The sequence below is a fragment of the Kribbella sp. NPDC051137 genome, assembly GCF_040682535.1.
Classification (GTDB): Bacteria; Actinomycetota; Actinomycetes; order Propionibacteriales; family Kribbellaceae; genus Kribbella; species Kribbella karoonensis.
The window spans coordinates 889470-904523 of sequence record NZ_JBFBBI010000006.1 but is presented as its reverse complement, the minus strand read 5'-3'; the positions used below and the strand labels follow the sequence as shown (position 1 = coordinate 904523).

At 68.6% G+C, this 15054-nt stretch carries 15 protein-coding genes; 10 read left to right on the top strand and 5 right to left on the bottom strand.

What is annotated here, in order from left to right:
• Positions 1-58: 58 nt before the first annotated feature.
• Positions 59-1057, bottom strand: a complete 999-nt coding sequence (locus AB0M51_RS35150; protein ID WP_363752309.1) for a LacI family DNA-binding transcriptional regulator — start codon at positions 1055-1057, stop codon at positions 59-61.
• 158 nt (positions 1058-1215) lie between these two features.
• On the opposite strand from AB0M51_RS35150, the gene AB0M51_RS35145 reads away from it, so the two are divergent.
• From AB0M51_RS35145 to AB0M51_RS35130, 4 genes are read left to right on the top strand one after another with little or no spacing between them, the layout of a single operon-like run.
• Positions 1216-3048, top strand: a complete 1833-nt coding sequence (locus AB0M51_RS35145; RefSeq protein ID WP_363752306.1) for a beta-L-arabinofuranosidase domain-containing protein — start codon at positions 1216-1218, stop codon at positions 3046-3048.
• A 2-nt stretch (positions 3049-3050) separates the two neighbouring features.
• Positions 3051-4361, top strand: a complete 1311-nt coding sequence (locus AB0M51_RS35140; RefSeq protein ID WP_363752303.1) for an extracellular solute-binding protein — start codon at positions 3051-3053, stop codon at positions 4359-4361.
• Positions 4358-5302, top strand: a complete 945-nt coding sequence (locus tag AB0M51_RS35135; RefSeq protein ID WP_344191492.1) for a sugar ABC transporter permease — start codon at positions 4358-4360, stop codon at positions 5300-5302. Before AB0M51_RS35140 ends, AB0M51_RS35135 begins: the two co-directional genes overlap by 4 nt.
• Positions 5303-5304: 2 nt before the next feature.
• On the top strand, positions 5305-6135 hold the full coding sequence (locus tag AB0M51_RS35130) for a carbohydrate ABC transporter permease (RefSeq protein ID WP_344191494.1): 831 nt from the start codon (positions 5305-5307) through the stop codon (positions 6133-6135).
• Between the two features lie 11 nt (positions 6136-6146).
• Here the strand turns inward: AB0M51_RS35130 and AB0M51_RS35125 are convergent, their stop codons facing one another.
• On the bottom strand, positions 6147-7355 hold the full coding sequence (locus AB0M51_RS35125; RefSeq protein ID WP_344191496.1) for a TerC family protein: 1209 nt from the start codon (positions 7353-7355) through the stop codon (positions 6147-6149).
• A gap of 100 nt (positions 7356-7455) precedes the next feature.
• Between AB0M51_RS35125 and AB0M51_RS35120 the strand changes: the two genes are divergently transcribed.
• Together AB0M51_RS35120 and AB0M51_RS35115 are read left to right on the top strand one after the other, a co-directional pair.
• Positions 7456-8064 (top strand): TetR family transcriptional regulator, encoded by a 609-nt coding sequence (locus tag AB0M51_RS35120; RefSeq protein ID WP_344191498.1) that lies wholly within the window; start codon positions 7456-7458, stop codon positions 8062-8064.
• Positions 8065-8130: 66 nt separating this feature from the next.
• Entirely contained in the window at positions 8131-9645 is a 1515-nt protein-coding gene (locus AB0M51_RS35115) for an FAD-dependent monooxygenase (protein WP_344191501.1), read from the top strand.
• On the opposite strand, the gene AB0M51_RS35110 is transcribed toward AB0M51_RS35115, so the two are convergent.
• On the bottom strand, positions 9612-10175 hold the full coding sequence (locus tag AB0M51_RS35110; protein WP_344191503.1) for an XRE family transcriptional regulator: 564 nt from the start codon (positions 10173-10175) through the stop codon (positions 9612-9614). The genes AB0M51_RS35115 and AB0M51_RS35110 overlap by 34 nt on opposite strands.
• A 38-nt stretch (positions 10176-10213) precedes the next feature.
• On the opposite strand from AB0M51_RS35110, the gene AB0M51_RS35105 reads away from it, so the two are divergent.
• Entirely contained in the window at positions 10214-10735 is a 522-nt protein-coding gene (locus AB0M51_RS35105) for an N-acetyltransferase family protein (RefSeq protein WP_344191504.1), read from the top strand.
• A gap of 3 nt (positions 10736-10738) precedes the next feature.
• Here the strand turns inward: AB0M51_RS35105 and AB0M51_RS35100 are convergent, their stop codons facing one another.
• On the bottom strand, positions 10739-11359 hold the full coding sequence (locus AB0M51_RS35100; protein WP_344191506.1) for a M15 family metallopeptidase: 621 nt from the start codon (positions 11357-11359) through the stop codon (positions 10739-10741).
• A gap of 87 nt (positions 11360-11446) precedes the next feature.
• Here AB0M51_RS35100 and AB0M51_RS35095 point away from each other — a divergent pair, with 87 nt between their 5' ends.
• Genes AB0M51_RS35095 through AB0M51_RS35085 form a run of 3 tightly spaced genes read left to right on the top strand, consistent with a single transcriptional unit; the run spans position 11447 to position 13746 of the window.
• The gene (locus AB0M51_RS35095; RefSeq protein WP_344191508.1) at positions 11447-12109 is read left to right on the top strand and encodes a response regulator transcription factor; all 663 of its coding nucleotides are present in this window, start codon (positions 11447-11449) and stop codon (positions 12107-12109) included.
• Positions 12106-13194 carry a HAMP domain-containing sensor histidine kinase gene (locus AB0M51_RS35090; protein ID WP_344191510.1) on the top strand — a complete coding sequence of 363 codons (1089 nt, stop codon included), beginning with the start codon at positions 12106-12108 and terminating at the stop codon, positions 13192-13194. The genes AB0M51_RS35095 and AB0M51_RS35090 overlap by 4 nt, the downstream gene beginning before the upstream one ends.
• 42 nt (positions 13195-13236) lie before the next feature.
• Positions 13237-13746, top strand: a complete 510-nt coding sequence (locus tag AB0M51_RS35085; protein WP_344191512.1) for a GNAT family N-acetyltransferase — start codon at positions 13237-13239, stop codon at positions 13744-13746.
• 63 nt (positions 13747-13809) lie between these two features.
• On the opposite strand, the gene AB0M51_RS35080 is transcribed toward AB0M51_RS35085, so the two are convergent.
• Positions 13810-14781, bottom strand: a complete 972-nt coding sequence (locus AB0M51_RS35080; RefSeq protein WP_344191514.1) for a M23 family metallopeptidase — start codon at positions 14779-14781, stop codon at positions 13810-13812.
• Positions 14782-15054: the final 273 nt, after the last annotated feature.

Genomic DNA, 15054 nt, shown 5'->3' with positions numbered 1-15054 from the left:
GATGACCATCCGGGTACTCGACCCGCCGATGGGGTCCCCGCCGGAAACGACGGGTGGGTCAGGTGCCGAGGGTGGACTCGCGGGTGATCAGGCGGGTGGGGAGTTTCAGGGGGCCGGGGCGGGGAGAGCCGGCGATGGCGTCGAGGAGGAGTTTGGCGGTGCGGCGGCCGAGCTCCTCGAGTTGCATGTCGACCGTGGTGAGGGGCGGGCGGCTGGCCAGCGCCATCACCGACCAGTTGTCGTACCCGGTGACCGCGATGTCGCCGGGGACCGAGCGGCCGAGCTCGCGGAGGCGGTCGCAGACGCCGCGGGCGATCTGGTCGCTGCCGCAGGTGATCGCGTCCACCTCCGGGTGGTCGCGGAGCAGTACGTCGACGGCCAGCCGGCCCCAGCGCTCGGTCCACTCGCCGTACAGCGGCGGCCCGGCGAACGTCGTACTCGCCGCCTCCTGGGTGGCCGCGGCGCGGACCCGGGCGCTGAGGTGGGACTCCGGCCCGGTGACGTGGGCGATCCGTTTCCGGCTGAGTGTGTGCAGATGCCGCACGGCGGCCGAGGCGCCGGCGTGGTCGTCGACGAGCACGGACGTGTCCGCGGGGTCGGTGGACGGGCTGAACGCATACACCACCGGGATCGGTACGTCGATCGGCTCCCGCGGCTCGACCCGGCGGCCGGTCACGATGATGCCGTCCACCCGGAGCGAGACCAGCGCCTTCAGATAGTGCTGCTCGCGGAGCGGGTCGTCGCGGGTGTCGCAGAGCACGAGCGCCATCTCGCCGGCGCTGAGCGCGTCCTCGGCGCCGAGCATGATCGGTATGCTGAACCGCCCCGAGCTGTCGGTGGTGATCAGTCCGACCGTGAAACTGCGCCCGGACGCCAGCGCGCGGCCGCGACTGTCCGGGATGAAGCCGAGCTCGTCCGCCGCCTGGCGGACCCGCTCGACGGTCGAGTCGCGCAACGGATAGTTCCCCTTGAGCGCCTTGGAGACAGTGCTCGCCGAGACCCCGGCCACGCTGGCCACGTCCTTGATCGTGGGTCGACGGGTGCTCCGTGACGCCATTTTCGCAACTCCTTTCCTGAGTTTCCGGCACAGTATCCCAAGCGTCGCGGACCGCCCGGAAGTTATCCACAGGTAAGGGTTGACCTGGCGACCTTGGGTGCCTACCTTCATCAAGGAAAACGTGTTCCGAAATTTCCTAAACTCAGGAGATACGCGCTATGACCTCTCGCAGCCCGGCCGCCACCAGCAAGGGCCGCAGGCAGCCCCTCGGACTCGGCCAGGTCAGCATCACCGGCGGCTTCTGGGCGCCGCGGCAGGCGCGGAACGGCGCCGACGCGATCCCCAGCGGCCAGGACCAACTGGAGAAGGCCGGCAACCTGCAGAACCTCCGGCTCGCCGCCGGCATCGGCGAGGGTGAGGCGATCGGCCCGGTGTTCGCCGATTCCGACGTCTACAAGTGGCTCGAGGCGGCCGCCTGGGAGTACGGGCGCAACCCCGACGACGAACTGCTCGGCCGGATCCGCGACCTGACCGCGGTGGTCGCCGCCGCGCAGCGCGAGGACGGGTACCTCGACTCGGTCGTCCAGCTCCGGTACGGCGACGAGGGCCGCTACCAGCAACTCGTCTGGAGCCACGAGCACTACTGCGCCGGCCACCTCATCCAGGCCGCCGTCGCGACGGTCCGCTGTACCGGGGAGCGCGAGCTGCTCGACGTGGCGATCAAGCTCGCCGACCACCTGTACGCGACGTTCGGCGACGGCAAGACGGTCGACGTCGACGGCCACCCGGTGATCGAGATGGCGCTCGTCGAGCTGTACCGGGAGACCGGTACGGCGACGCACCTGGAGCTCGCGAAGTGGTTCGTCGACGCCCGCGGTCACGGCATCATCGAGCGGCACGGGCACTCGCCGGCGTACTTCTCCGACCGGGTCCCGGTCCGCGAGGCGACCACGGTCGAGGGGCACTCGGTACGCGCGGTGTACCTGGCCGCGGGCGCTGCCGATGTCGCGATGGAGACCGGCGACACCGAGCTGCTCGACGCGCTGAAAGTGCAGTTCGACCACATGTGGTCGACCAAGACGTATGTGACCGGCGGGCTGGGCGCGCGCTGGGACGGCGAGGCGTTCGGCGACGAGTACGAGCTGCCGACGGACCGCGCGTACGCCGAAACGTGTGCTGCGATCGGTGGCATCCAGTGGGCCTGGCGGATGCTGCTCGCGACCGGCGAGGCGACGTACGGCGACGCGATCGAGCGGATGCTCTACAACGGTTTCCTGGCCGGGGTATCGCTTTCCGGAACGGAGTACTTCTACGTGAACCCGCTGCAGCTGCGCGGGGCGGCGTACCCGGACAACGGGCGCAGCCCGGCGCACGGGCGGCGCGGCTGGTTCGACTGCGCGTGCTGCCCGCCGAACATCATGCGGACGTTGTCCAGCCTGGACGGGTACCTGGCGACCAGCACCGACGACGCGATCCAGATCCACCAGTACGCGGCCGGCGTGATCAGGTCCGGCGATGTCGAGCTGACGGTCGACACGGCGTACCCGTGGGACGGCACCGTCCGCATCACGAGCGCCACGCCGGCCACGGTCGACCTGCGCATTCCGGCGTGGGCGGAGGGCGCGACGGTCAACGGACGGGCGGTCGACGCGGGAGGATACGCCCGGGCGGAGGGGACGGAGATCGAGCTGGTCCTGCCGCTCGACCCGCGGGTGGTGGGCGCGGATCCGCGGATCGACGCCGTCCGCGGATGTGTCGCGCTGGAGCGTGGGCCGCTGGTGTACGCCGTCGAGCAGGAGGACAACACGGCGAACGTCGACGATCTCCATCTGTTGCCTGAAGCACCTGTTGCTGAAGCGTCGGACCTGCTGGACGGTGTGACTGTGCTGAGAGCTCAGGGACGTGCCGGGACAGGACATCGACCGGGTTGGTCGTTCGTGCCCGGAGCGGATGACTCGGTCGGGGAGGCCGTCGAGGTGACCGCGGTTCCGTATTACGCGTGGGCGAACCGGGAGATCGGTGCCATGCGCGTCTGGCTGCCGCGGGCGTAGCGATGTTCACCCGGCGGAAGTTCCTCGGCCTCGGAGCCGCAGTGACCACGGCCGGCTTCGCGTCCAGCTGCAGCTCGGTGCTGCCCGAACCCGACGTCCAGGCGGCGGGGTTCGGGCAGGACTCGACCGGCACCGTGCAGGTGTGGTGCCGAGCGGCGACGCAGAGCGGTCTGACCGACCTGGTGAAGAAGTTCAACGCGTCCCAGCACCGGCTCACCGTCGAGCTGACGCCGGTGCTGGACGCGCAGTACGTGACCAAGCTGGCGACCGCGATCCGTGGCCGCAGCGTGCCGGACCTGGTCGACATCGACGACATCAACTCGATGCTGTTCATCTACCGCGATGCGTTCACGGACCTCACGGAACCACTTTCCGAACTCGCTTTCCGCGACAAGCTCAGCCCCGGCCACCTGCGGCTGGCGACCAAGGACAAGCGGGTGTACGGCGTGCCGTACCTGGCGGACAACTCGATGTTCTGGTTCAACACCGAGCTGTGCAACCGGGCGGACGTCGACCCGGACCAGGCCGTCGCGTCGTTCGGAAACCTGCTGGAAGCGGCCCGGAAACTCCGGAAACTCGGTGACGACATCTACGCCTGGAGCTTCCCGGCGAACAGCCCGGGCGCTCTCGGGTTCGTCGTCCAGCCGATGGTCTGGGCCGCGAAGACCGACCTGATCCAGGGCACGATCGGCAGTCAGTCCGGGCACATCGTCGGGAACGACGTGGTCCGGCAGATGCTCGAGCTGCACCGGCAGCTGTGGGTCGACGGCCTGGTACCGCGGGCGAACTTCTCCGACGACGCGTCCCGCTGGGGCAGCGACTTCCGGGCCGGAAAGGTCGGCATCTTCCCGTCCAACTACAGCGTGGTCGTTTCCGGATCCGATCCGGCGTTCCACAAGAAGGTGACGCCGCGGCTGCTGTCCGGGCCGGACGGCGGGTCCGCGTTCTTCGACGGCGGCGACAACATGTGCATCCCGCGCGGCGCGAAGAACGCCTCCGGTGCGTGGGAGTTCGTCCGGTTCGCGCTGGACCTGCCGCAGCAGATCGATCTGCCGGCCGGCGGGTACACACCTGTCCGGTCGGACGCGCGGACCGGCATGTTCGCCGAGAAGTATCCGCTCGCGACGTTGCCGCTCGAGCACATCGAGCAGGGATACGCACCGACAACGCTTTCCTACAACCTCCTCTACAACCAGCCGGATGGGCCGTGGTTGCAGATGTTCCGTCGCGCCGTGTTCGACGGCGAGCTGGAGGCCGCCATGAAGGAAGCACAGCAGAACTACGACCGCATCCTGCGTCAGGGGCAGGCATGAGTACCGGCGTCGAGGTCCGGAGCGCCCGGCCCGCGAACAGCGCCGGCAGGCCGCCACGCCGGATCGGCCGCGGCTCGCTCACCCATCCGTCGCGGACCGGCCTGTTGCTGGTCACGCCCGCGGTACTGTTCGTCGGCGTCTTCGTCCTGGTGCCGTTGGTCTTCGCGCTGGTGATCTCGCTGACCAACTGGCCGCTGATCGGGACGGTGAAGTTCAGCGGGCTGAAGAACTACACCGCGATCGTCTCGGACGCCGCGTTCGCCAAGTCCGTCCTGTACACGCTGCTCTACACGGTCATCGTGACGGGCCCGATCCTGGTGCTCGGCTACGCGCTCGCGGTCCTGGTACGCCGGAAACGCCGCGGGTCGACGCTGTTGCGAACCGTGTTCTTCCTGCCGTTCGTGGTCGGGCTGTCTACGCTCAGCTTCGTCACGGTCCTGGAGGCACAGCCGGAAAGCGGCATCATCAACGTCGTCCTCAAGGACCTCGGGATCACCGACGGTACGACGGCCTGGCTGGTGGACGGGCCGCTCGCCACCGGGCTGATCTGCGTCCTGGTCGTCTGGGCGGTGAGCGGTCTGACCATGATGCTGCTGATGGCCGGCATGCAGGCGATCCCGCGGGAGTACTACGAATCCGCCGAGCTGGACGGGGCCGGCTGGTGGAAGCAGGAACGCGAGATCACGATCCCGATCCTGCGCCGGACGATCGCGATGGCGGTGATCATCTCGGTGATCGGCTCGCTGCTCGCGTTCTCGCAGTTCTACATCCTCACCCGCGGTGGTCCGGGTACCGACACCACGACGGTTGTGCAGTACATCTACAACCGCGCGTTCGTCCAGTTGCAGCTCGGCGCCGCGACCGCGTTGTCGATCGTGCTGGTGATCGTGGTCGGCCTGGTCACCGCGGCCCAGTTCCGCCTGCTCCGGGAGAAGGACTGACGATGCGACTCAAGAACACGTTCTACGTGATCGGCGGCGGCGGTGCCTTCCTGGTCTTCGCCGTACCGTTGCTCTGGGCCCTCTTCCGGTCGGTGCAACCGAACGACGTGATCGTGGCGGCGCCGGACGCGAAAACGTTCTTCCACCTGACCTGGGACAATTTCCGGACTCTGATCGAGGGGCCGGGGAACCTGATCCGGGCAGTCGGCAACAGCCTGATCGTCGCCCTGAGTACCTCCGTGCTGACGATGCTGCTGGCGACGCTCGCCGGGTACGGGTTCGCGCGGTTCCGGTTCCGCGGCGGACCGGTGCTGTTCGCGCTCGTGGTGGTGTCGATGATGATCCCGTTCCAGGCGATCCTGACGCCGCTGTACCTGGAGATGAACGTCCTGCGGCTGACCGACAGCCTGCTCGGGCTGGTGCTGTTCTACACCACGGTGAACCTGCCGTTCGGCGTTTTCGTGATGCGGAACTCGTTCTCCTCGGTGCCGGCGGAGCTCGAGGACTCTGCCCATGTCGACGGTTGCGGAACTTTCCGAATGCTCGGTTCCGTACTTCGTCCGCTCATCACGCCGGGCGCTGCGACGGTCGCGTTGTACGCGTTCCTCGCGGCGTGGACGGAGTTCCTCGGGGCGTTGACCTTCCTGACCAAGGACAAGCTCTACACGTTGCCGGTCGCGCTGGTGAACGTTCAGGCCGGCGCGTACGGCGAGGTCAACTTCGGCTCGCTGGTGGCGGGAGCGGTGATCGCGATGATTCCGTGCGTCGTGCTGTACGTCGGGCTGCAGCGGTTCTATGTCTCCGGCCTCGCGTCGGGAGCCGTCAAAGGCTAGAAGGCCGGCTCTCAGAGGCTGGGCCGGATGACGTGGTCGGCGTGGGCGGTGGCGTGCGCTTCGCCGACCTGGCGGCAGAGGGCCATCAGATCTTCCTCGTTCAACACGTGCTGCTTGGCTTTCGGGCCGAGCTCGGTGATGTGGTCGCGGGCCCGCAGCAACCGCTGGAAGACCCGCTCCCGCTCCGCCGGGTCGTCGGTGTACTCGGGGTCGAGGTACGCGGTCGCGTCCCGGCGGATGTGGGCCATCGCTGTCTGCGTCCGGCCGCGGGTGCTGAACAGTGACGCGAAGATCGTGATCAGCAGCACGACCAGGATCACGGCCAGCGACAGGCCGGTGCTGATCTCGCCGACCTCGACGTGTTCGCCGTCGTTCACGAACGGCAGGTTGTTCTCGTGCAGGGCGTGCAGGATCAGTTTCGCGCCGATGAACACCAGGATCGCGGCCAGCCCGAACGACAGGTAGATCAGCCGGTCCAGCAGTCCGTCCAGCAGGAAGAACAGTTGCCGGAGGCCGAGCAGGCTGAACGCGGTCGCGGTGAACACGACGTACACGTTCTGGGTGAGGCCGAAGATCGCCGGGATCGAGTCGAGTGCGAACATCAGGTCGGTGGCACCGATCGCGACCATCACCAGCAGCATCGGCGTCAGCATCCTGCGCCCGTCGACCCTGGTGGTCAGCCGGTCGCCGTCGTACTCATCGGTGGTCCGGAACAGCCGGCGGGCCAGCCGGACGACCAGGTTCTGCGCCTGGTGTGACTCCTCGGTCTCCGGCTTGAGCATGTTCCCGGCGGTCAGCAGCAGCGCGATCCCGAACAGGTAGAACACCCAGGAAAACGTGTGCAGCAACGCGGATCCGACGAAGATGAACGCGGAGCGGGCGATCAGGCTGACCACGATCCCGACCAGCAGCACCTTCTGCTGGTTCTCCCGGGGCACCCGGAAGCCGGTCATGATGATCAGGAAAACGAAGAGGTTGTCGACCGACAACGCTTTCTCGGTGATGTACCCGGCGAAGTACTCCGAGCCCATCTGGGTCCCGCCGATCACCAGCGTGCCGAGGCCGAACAGGATCGCGATGCCGACGTACACCGCGGACCAGCCGGCCGCCTCGCGCAGCGTCGGCACGTGTGCGGAGCGGACGTGGAAGAAGTAGTCGAACAGCAACAGGCCGGCGATCGCCAGCAACGTCAGCACCCAGACCAGCGGGGACACGCTCATGTCCTAACCCAACCACGGCCGACCGCAGGGTCTGCCCACTTCCAACATTTTGCCTAAAAGGCATCTTTGCTCTTTAGGCAACTTCTGCTACCTTCGAGACATGGCCGAGGGTTTGCGGGAGCGGAAGAAGCGGGAGACGCGGATCGCCTTGAGCTGGGCGGCGGTCCGGCTCGCGGTCGAGCGCGGGTACGGCAATGTCCGGATCGAGGACATCGCCGCCGAGGCCGGGGTCTCGCTGCGGACCTTCCGGAACTACTTCGACAGCAAGGCGGACGCGATCGCGGCCCGCGAGGTCGAGCGCAGCCTGCGGATCGCCGAGGAACTGCGGGCGCGGCCGGCCGACGAGCCGTTGTGGGTGGCGATCCGCAAGGCGATCGAGTTGCACTTCGCGCTCGGCGAGGAGGGTCACGGCGGGCAGCGGCCGCCGGACGACAAGTGGCTCGCCGGGATCCGGTTGATGATGACCGAGCCCGCGCTCCAGGGTGCGATCGCCCGCGCGTACGCCCGGGTGGGTGACGAGCTCGCGGCCGCGGTCGCCGACCGGACCGGGACCACCGGGCTGTATCCGCGGCTCGTCGCCGAGGTCATCGGCGCCGCCCGGGCGGTCGTGATGGCGGAGTGGATGCGGGCCGATCCGCCGCGGTCGATCGCCGACCTGCTCGGCTCGGCCCTCGACCAGATCGAGGCCGGCCTGCCCGTCCCCGAATAACCGATGCAGCTACCTGACCCTGGCGAGCCGCCGGGGTGGTCAGGCATGCCCGAATGGAGGGGTCTTATGGACACGGATGTGGTGATCGCCGGAGCCGGGCCGAACGGTCTGATGCTGGCGAGCGAACTGCGGTTGGCCGGTGTCCGGCCGATCGTGCTGGAGAAGCTGCCGGAACGCAGTACGGTTCCGCGCGCGAACGGGTTGGTCGGCCAGGTCGTCCGGATGCTCGACCGCCGCGGGCTCTACGAGCGGTTGAGCGCGACGCCGGGAGCGCCGCAGCCGACGCCCGGTTTCGTGTTCGGCGCGATGCCACTGCGCCTGGAACTGCTCGAGGAGAACCCGGTCTACCTGCTCCAGGTGCCGCAGGTGCGAATCGAAGAGGTGCTGCAGGAGCGGGCGCTCGAACTCGGGGCAGAGATCCGGCGAGGGCACGAACTGCTCGGATTCACCCAGGATGCGGACGGTGTGACGGTGTCACTGTCCGGACCGGACGGGGAGTACCAGCTCCGGACCCGGTACCTGGTCGGCGCGGACGGCGCGCACAGCCAGACCCGGAAACTTGCCGGAATCGACTTTCCTGGCGTGACGAACGACTCGATGGTGTCCCGGACCGGAAGTGCCGCGGTGCCACCCGAATGGGTCGAGGACGGGCTGCTGAAGATTCCGGGGTACGGCGCTGTCCCGCCGTTCCTGCACCAGCGGACGGAGCGCGGGCTGTTCGTCTGGGCGCCGTTCCCGGGGCGGCTGCCGGGGATCAGCACGGGAGAGTGGGACACGCCGCCCGACGGTGAGATGACCTTCGAGGAGTTGCAGGCAAGTGCGGACCGGGTGCTCGGTGTCCACCTGCCGTTGGCCGTACCGACGGGTGACGGCGTCCGGCAGCTACGGCGGGTGGTCGGCGGAAACAGCCGGTTGGCGTCGCGTTTCCGTTCCGGCCGGGTGCTGCTGCTCGGGGATGCCGCGCATGTGCATTCGGCGATGGGCGGGCCGGGGCTGAACCTCGGCCTGCAGGACGCGGTGAATCTCGGGTGGAAGCTCGCCGCCGACGTGCAGGGCTGGGCGTCGCCGGGGCTGCTGGACACGTACGAGTCCGAGCGTCGGCCCGTCGGTGAGCGGGTCGTGATGCAGACCCAGGCGCAGTCCGCGCTGATTGCTCCGGGCAACGAGGTGACCGCGTTGCGGAAACTGTTCGGCGAGTTTCTGACCGACGCGGACAACGTGCAGCGGATCGCGAACCTGATGTCCGGCGCCGACATCCGGTACGGCGCCGGCGAGCATCCGCTGGTCGGTCGGTGGGCCCCCGATCTGCAGGTGGGCGACGTACCGCTGACCGAGCTGATGCGCTCGGGTCGACCGCTGCTCGTCGACCTGACACCGTCCGGAACGTTTTCCGGAACACGTGTTCCGGAGCAGATCGAGGTGCACGCCGCGCCGGGCGAGCAGCCGATCGCGCTGCTGATCAGGCCGGACGGGTACGTCGCCTGGGCCGCCGAGCAGGACGGTGACGCCGAGCGGGGCGGGCTACGGGACGCGCTCGAGCAGTGGTTTCAGCCGCGGCCCTTGACCAGCGCGACCAGGTAGCGGCACGCCGTCGTACCCGGATTGTGGAACGTCGTCGGGAGTGGTGCACCGAGCTGCAGACAGTCGCCGGTCTGCAGTTCGTGCACCTGCGATCCCTCGTGGAAACGCAGGTTTCCGTCCAGGATCCAGAGTTGCTGGTACTTGAAGATGTAGGCGTCGGCCGGGTACGAGACCGAGGCGCCGGGCGGTAGCTCGACTTCGACGAGTTCCAGCGGGCCGTCGGTCGCCGGTGACACCGCCCGCCGGCGATACCCGGTGGCCGGGTCGGTCCAGACCGGTTGATCGGTGGCTCGACGGAGCAACTCGTCGGTGTTCTCGGCGCGGGCGACCAGTTCGGACAACGTCATCCCCAGCGCACCGGACAGTTTTCCGAGCAGTACGGCGGTCGGCTGCGCCTCGCCGCGCTCGATCTTCCCGATCATCGCGCGCGAGACCCCGGACCGCTCCGCCAAGGCGTTCACGGACAGGTCTTGCGCGACCCGCGCGTGCTGCACGGTCGCGGCCAGAGAGCGAGACAGATCGTCAATCACGTTGCCACTATAGCGACAGTTGTGGCTACTATCGTGTCATGGTTCAGGTCAGAGACGCTTCGGCCGCGGACGCCGAAGCCTGCGCGGCGATCTACGCGCCCTATGTCACCGGCACCTCGATCACGTTCGAGCTCGAGCCGCCGACGGTTGCCGAGATGGCCGAGCGGATCACGAGGGCCGTCGCCACCCACGCCTGGCTGGTCCTCGAGGACGACGGCCAGGTCGTCGGCTACGCATACGGCGGCCCGATGAAGCCGCGCCCGGCGTACCGCTGGTCCTGTGAGGTCAGCGTCTATGTGAGTCCCAGCCACCACGGCAGGGGCGCCGGCCGCGCGCTCTATGAGGCACTCTTCGAGCGTCTCATCGCCCGGGGCTATCGCACGGCCGTCGCCGGCGTGACCCTGCCCAACGCGGCGAGCGAGGCGCTGCACAAGTCCTTGGGTTTCGAGCCCATCGGGGTCTACCGGAACATCGGCTGGAAGCACGACGCCTGGCACGACGTCGCCTGGTCCCAACGGCCCCTGTCCGAGCTTCCGGACCCGCCGGAAGAACCCCGCTAGTCACTACTTCTTCGTCGGGTCGGTCATCGGTGGGCACGAGTGGCCTGGCTCGGTGACGAGCTCGAAGTGCCAGATCTCGTTGGAGAGCGTCTGGCAGAGTCCGTAGCGGTTGCCCTTGCGGTTCAGCCAGTCGTCGGCGTCGGTGGGCCCGATGTCGACGGCGTGGCCGGTGACATGGTGTGACTCGTCCGGGTCGGCGACGTACTCCAGGGCCTTCTTCTTGCTGCCGTACTTGTGGATCGCCTTCTGCAGCAGCTCTTCCTGGTATTTCTTGCTGCGCCAGCCGGTGGTCACCTGCATCCGGATCCCGTCCGCCGTCATCGCGGTCTCGGCCTCCTGGACCGCCTTGCGGAGCGCGGGATCGAGCTTGGCGATCCCGGGCAGGTCGGTGTCGTAGGCCGACGTGTGATCGGGCAGAACACCGTCATCCGCGTTGGGTGGGCCCTTGTGCGCCGGGGCGGAGCCGGTGGAGCTTCCCGCGGACTTCCCGCCGGAGGAATGCGTTTCGTTCTGGGCGGAAACCGTTGTACAGGCGGCGACCGACAGACTGATGACTGCGGCAACGATCGCGAACCCGGCCAGCGCGCTCAGCCGGCGTTCACGACTGGTTCGTTCGGTGAGCATGCCGACAGTTCATCCGAGCGGATGTTGCCGGAACGTCTGGTGTTTCCGATACGTTTTCGATATCCGCGACCTGGTTCAATGGACGGTATGCGGGTGCTGGTCGTGGAGGACGAGGTCTATCTCGCCGAGGCGATCCAGGCCGGGCTGCGGCTGGAGGCGATCGCGGCCGATCTCACCTTCGACGGGAACGCGGCGCTGGCAGCGCTGACCGTGAACGACTACGACGTGGTGGTCCTCGACCGGGACCTTCCCGGGATCAGCGGTGACCAGGTCTGCCGCGAGATCGTTGCGCAGGGCCTCGGATGCCGGGTGCTGATGCTCACCGCGGCCGGCGACCTGGACGCCAAGATCACCGGGTTCGAGCTCGGCGCCGACGACTACCTGACGAAACCGTTCGAACTCCGCGAACTCGTGGTCCGGCTCCGCGCCCTGGTCCGCCGGCCGCTGGTCGCGACCCCGACCGTCATCGAGTACGCCGGGGTCCGCCTCGACCCGTTCCGCCGGGAGGTGCACCGCTTCGGGCGGTACGTGAAACTCACCCGGAAACAGTTCGCCGTACTGGAGCTGCTGATGACCGCGCGCGGCGGTGTGATCAGCGCGGAAACCCTGCTGGAGAAGGCCTGGGACGAGAACGCGGACCCGTTCAGCAACGCCGTACGGATCACGATTTCCGTCCTTCGGAAACGGCTCGGCGACCCGTGGGTGATCCACACCGTGCCCGGGGTCGGCTACCGCGTCGGGGAGAAATGAGCGGCGAACGGCTGCTCACCTGGCGGCCGCGACTGACCGTCCGGCTGCGGCTCACGCTGAGCTACGCCGGGCTGCTGGTGGTCTCCGGAGCAGTCGTCTCGTGCATCATCTGGCTGGTCTTCCGGATCGTCCCGAACTACCCGCTGACCGCCGCCAACCCGCGCGACCTGCGGGCCGGCCCGCCGCCGACGCGCGGCGAGATCCTCGACCTGGTGGTGAAGCTGTCCGCGTGGTCGCTCGGGTTCCTCGCGATCGTCGGGCTGGCCGGCGGCTGGTTGCTCGCCGGGCGGATGCTGCGGCCGCTGCAGGAGATCACCGCCGCGGCCCGGCGGGCGGCGAGCGGGTCGCTCGACCACCGGGTCGGGCTGACCGGGATCCGCGACGAGTTCACCGAGCTGTCGGACACGTTCGACGAGATGCTGGACCGGTTGCAGGCGGCGTTCGAGCAGTACCGGCGGTTCGCGTCGAACGCCTCGCACGAACTGCGGACACCGCATGCGGTGATGAAGACGATGCTCGAGGTGGCGCAGGCCGACCCGGAGCACCAGGACGTACCGGAGCTCGTGAAACGGCTGGCCGAGACCAACCAGCGCGGGATCGACATCGTCGAGACCCTGCTCAGCCTGACCGCGCTGGACAACCGGGAGATCGAGACCGATCCTCTGGACCTGGCCGCCGTCCTGCGGTCCGCCTGGCCGGCGCTGTCCGCGGAGGCGGCCGAGGCCGGTGTGACGCTGACCGCCGAGGTCTCCGAATCGGTTGTCGAAGGCAATGAGATCCTGCTGCACCAGCTGGTCACGAACCTGGTGCAGAACGCGATCCGGCACGGCGGCGGAACGGTTTCCGCACACGTTCTCCCGGGCCGCCTGGAGATCCGTAACGACGGCGACGTACTGGCCGCCGAACAGGTGCGGACCTTCGCCGAGCCGTTCGCGAAACGCCGGTACGGCGCCGGCCACGGGCTCGGGCTGGCGCTCGTCGCCCGGATCGTCGAGGTCCACCGCGGCCGGCTCGAGCTCACGCCGGAACCGGACGGCGGCCTGACCGCAACCGTTGTCCTGCCCGCGGCGAACCTGGACGGCTGATCCGGCAGGCAGTTGGCCCGGTCGAGGGGTGAGGATGGTCCGGTGACTGACGAGCGCCGTGCGGACGACCACCAGGTGACGGTACGACAGGCAGTCGAGGAGGACGACGCGGCGCTGCTCGCGATCGAGCGGGTCGCGTGGGACGCGTCGTCCGGGTTCCCGTCGTACGGCGAGACCCTGCAGGACACGTTCTTCAGCCGGAGCGGGCCGGAGGCGCATCTGGTGGCGGAGTACGACGGGGCCGTGGTCGGGTACGTCCGGCTGCAGGAGAAGTACCCGTTCCCGGAGGGTTCCGGCGTACTGGCGATCAACGGGATCGCGGTCGCACCCGAGGCCCGCCGGCTCGGCGTCGGCAACGCCCTGATGACCGCCACCACCGAGGAGGCTCGCCGCCGCGGAGCGCGCAAGATCACCCTGCACGTGCACGGCGTCAACGCCCCGGCGAGACACCTGTACGAACGCCACGGCTACATCGTCGAAGGCACCCACACCGCGGAATTCGTCATCGAGGGCGCCCCGGTGGACGCCCTCGACATGGCGAAGTTCCTCTGACGACCGATCACCGGCGAGGAGCTTCCAGAGCTCCGCTGGTCAGAGTAGGGGAAACGGCAGCGGCTACGGGTTGAGGCCGTGTTCGCGGAGCCAGGGTTCGGGGTCGATGGGGGAGCCGCCGCCGGGGAGGACCTCGAAGTGGACGTGCGGGCCGGTGGTGTTGCCGGTCATGCCGATCCGGCCGACCATCGAGCCGGCCTGGACCGAGTCGCCGACCGAGACGTCGAACTCGGACATGTGGCTGTACGACGTCACCGTGCCGTCGGCGTGCCGGACCTTCACCTGGCGGCCGTACGCGCCTTCCCAGTCGGCCTGGATGACCTCGCCGGCCATCACCGAGCGGACCGGCGTACCCATCGGGGCCGCGAAGTCGAGGCCGGTGTGGTTGTGCGCCCAGCGGCCGCCGGCCTGGTTGAACCGGGCGGTCAGGTGGTAGCCGGTGGTCGGCAGCACGATCTTCGGCGCCGCGGCGACGACGGCGGCCTGCTTGGCGGCCTCCGCCTGCTTCGCGATCGCGGCCTGCTTGGCGATCGCCGCGGCCTTCGCGACCGCTTCCGCCTTCGCGGCCGCGAGAGCCTTGGCGTTGTCGGCGGCCTTCTTCGCCGCGGCGGCCTTGGCGGCGGCCAGTGCCAGCGCCCGGCGCTGCGTCAGCGTCGCGGCTGCGGCGACCTGGTCCGCGTGCTGCTTGTTCGCGTTCGCCACGGCGGTCTTCTGCGCCGCGGCCAGTGACAGGTCGACCCGGGACAGGTCCCGGGAGCCGAGGTCGCGGCGGTCGATCCGGGCCGCGGTCAGCGCTTCGGCCTGCGCGGTGCTCAGCTGGGGTACGTCGTTCGCGGCGGCCGGGCCGGTTGCGGACGATGCGACCGCGACGGTCGTCGTCCCGGCAGCGGCCGCGAGCGCGGCGGTCAGACCGATCAGGTTGTTACGGCGAGTGAAACCGCGACGGGAGAACCGGTGCTTGGCCACCCGGCGCGAAGCAGCCGGGCGACTGGACGTCTGCCGATCTGCGTTCGGCGCGTCTTGGTGAGTGGGCACGAGAAGCCTTCCAGGGGAGGGAATCCGTCGATGAGGGGGTTCGACGGCTCAATGACCATAACGACGGGATCACGGACCGCCCAAACATCGGTCGCGAAAAGTTCAACGAAAACGAACACACTCCGTGAGGGACTCCTGTCGCCTGGTGGATGCCCGAGCGTGAGCGCAGTGGGCAAGAAACGCGCCGGATGCGTGACACGGATCACCCCGCGATTGGCGCGAAGCAGGCCCTTCGGACCGGTATAAGCGGTCCGGATATCGAGAGCTTTGCCG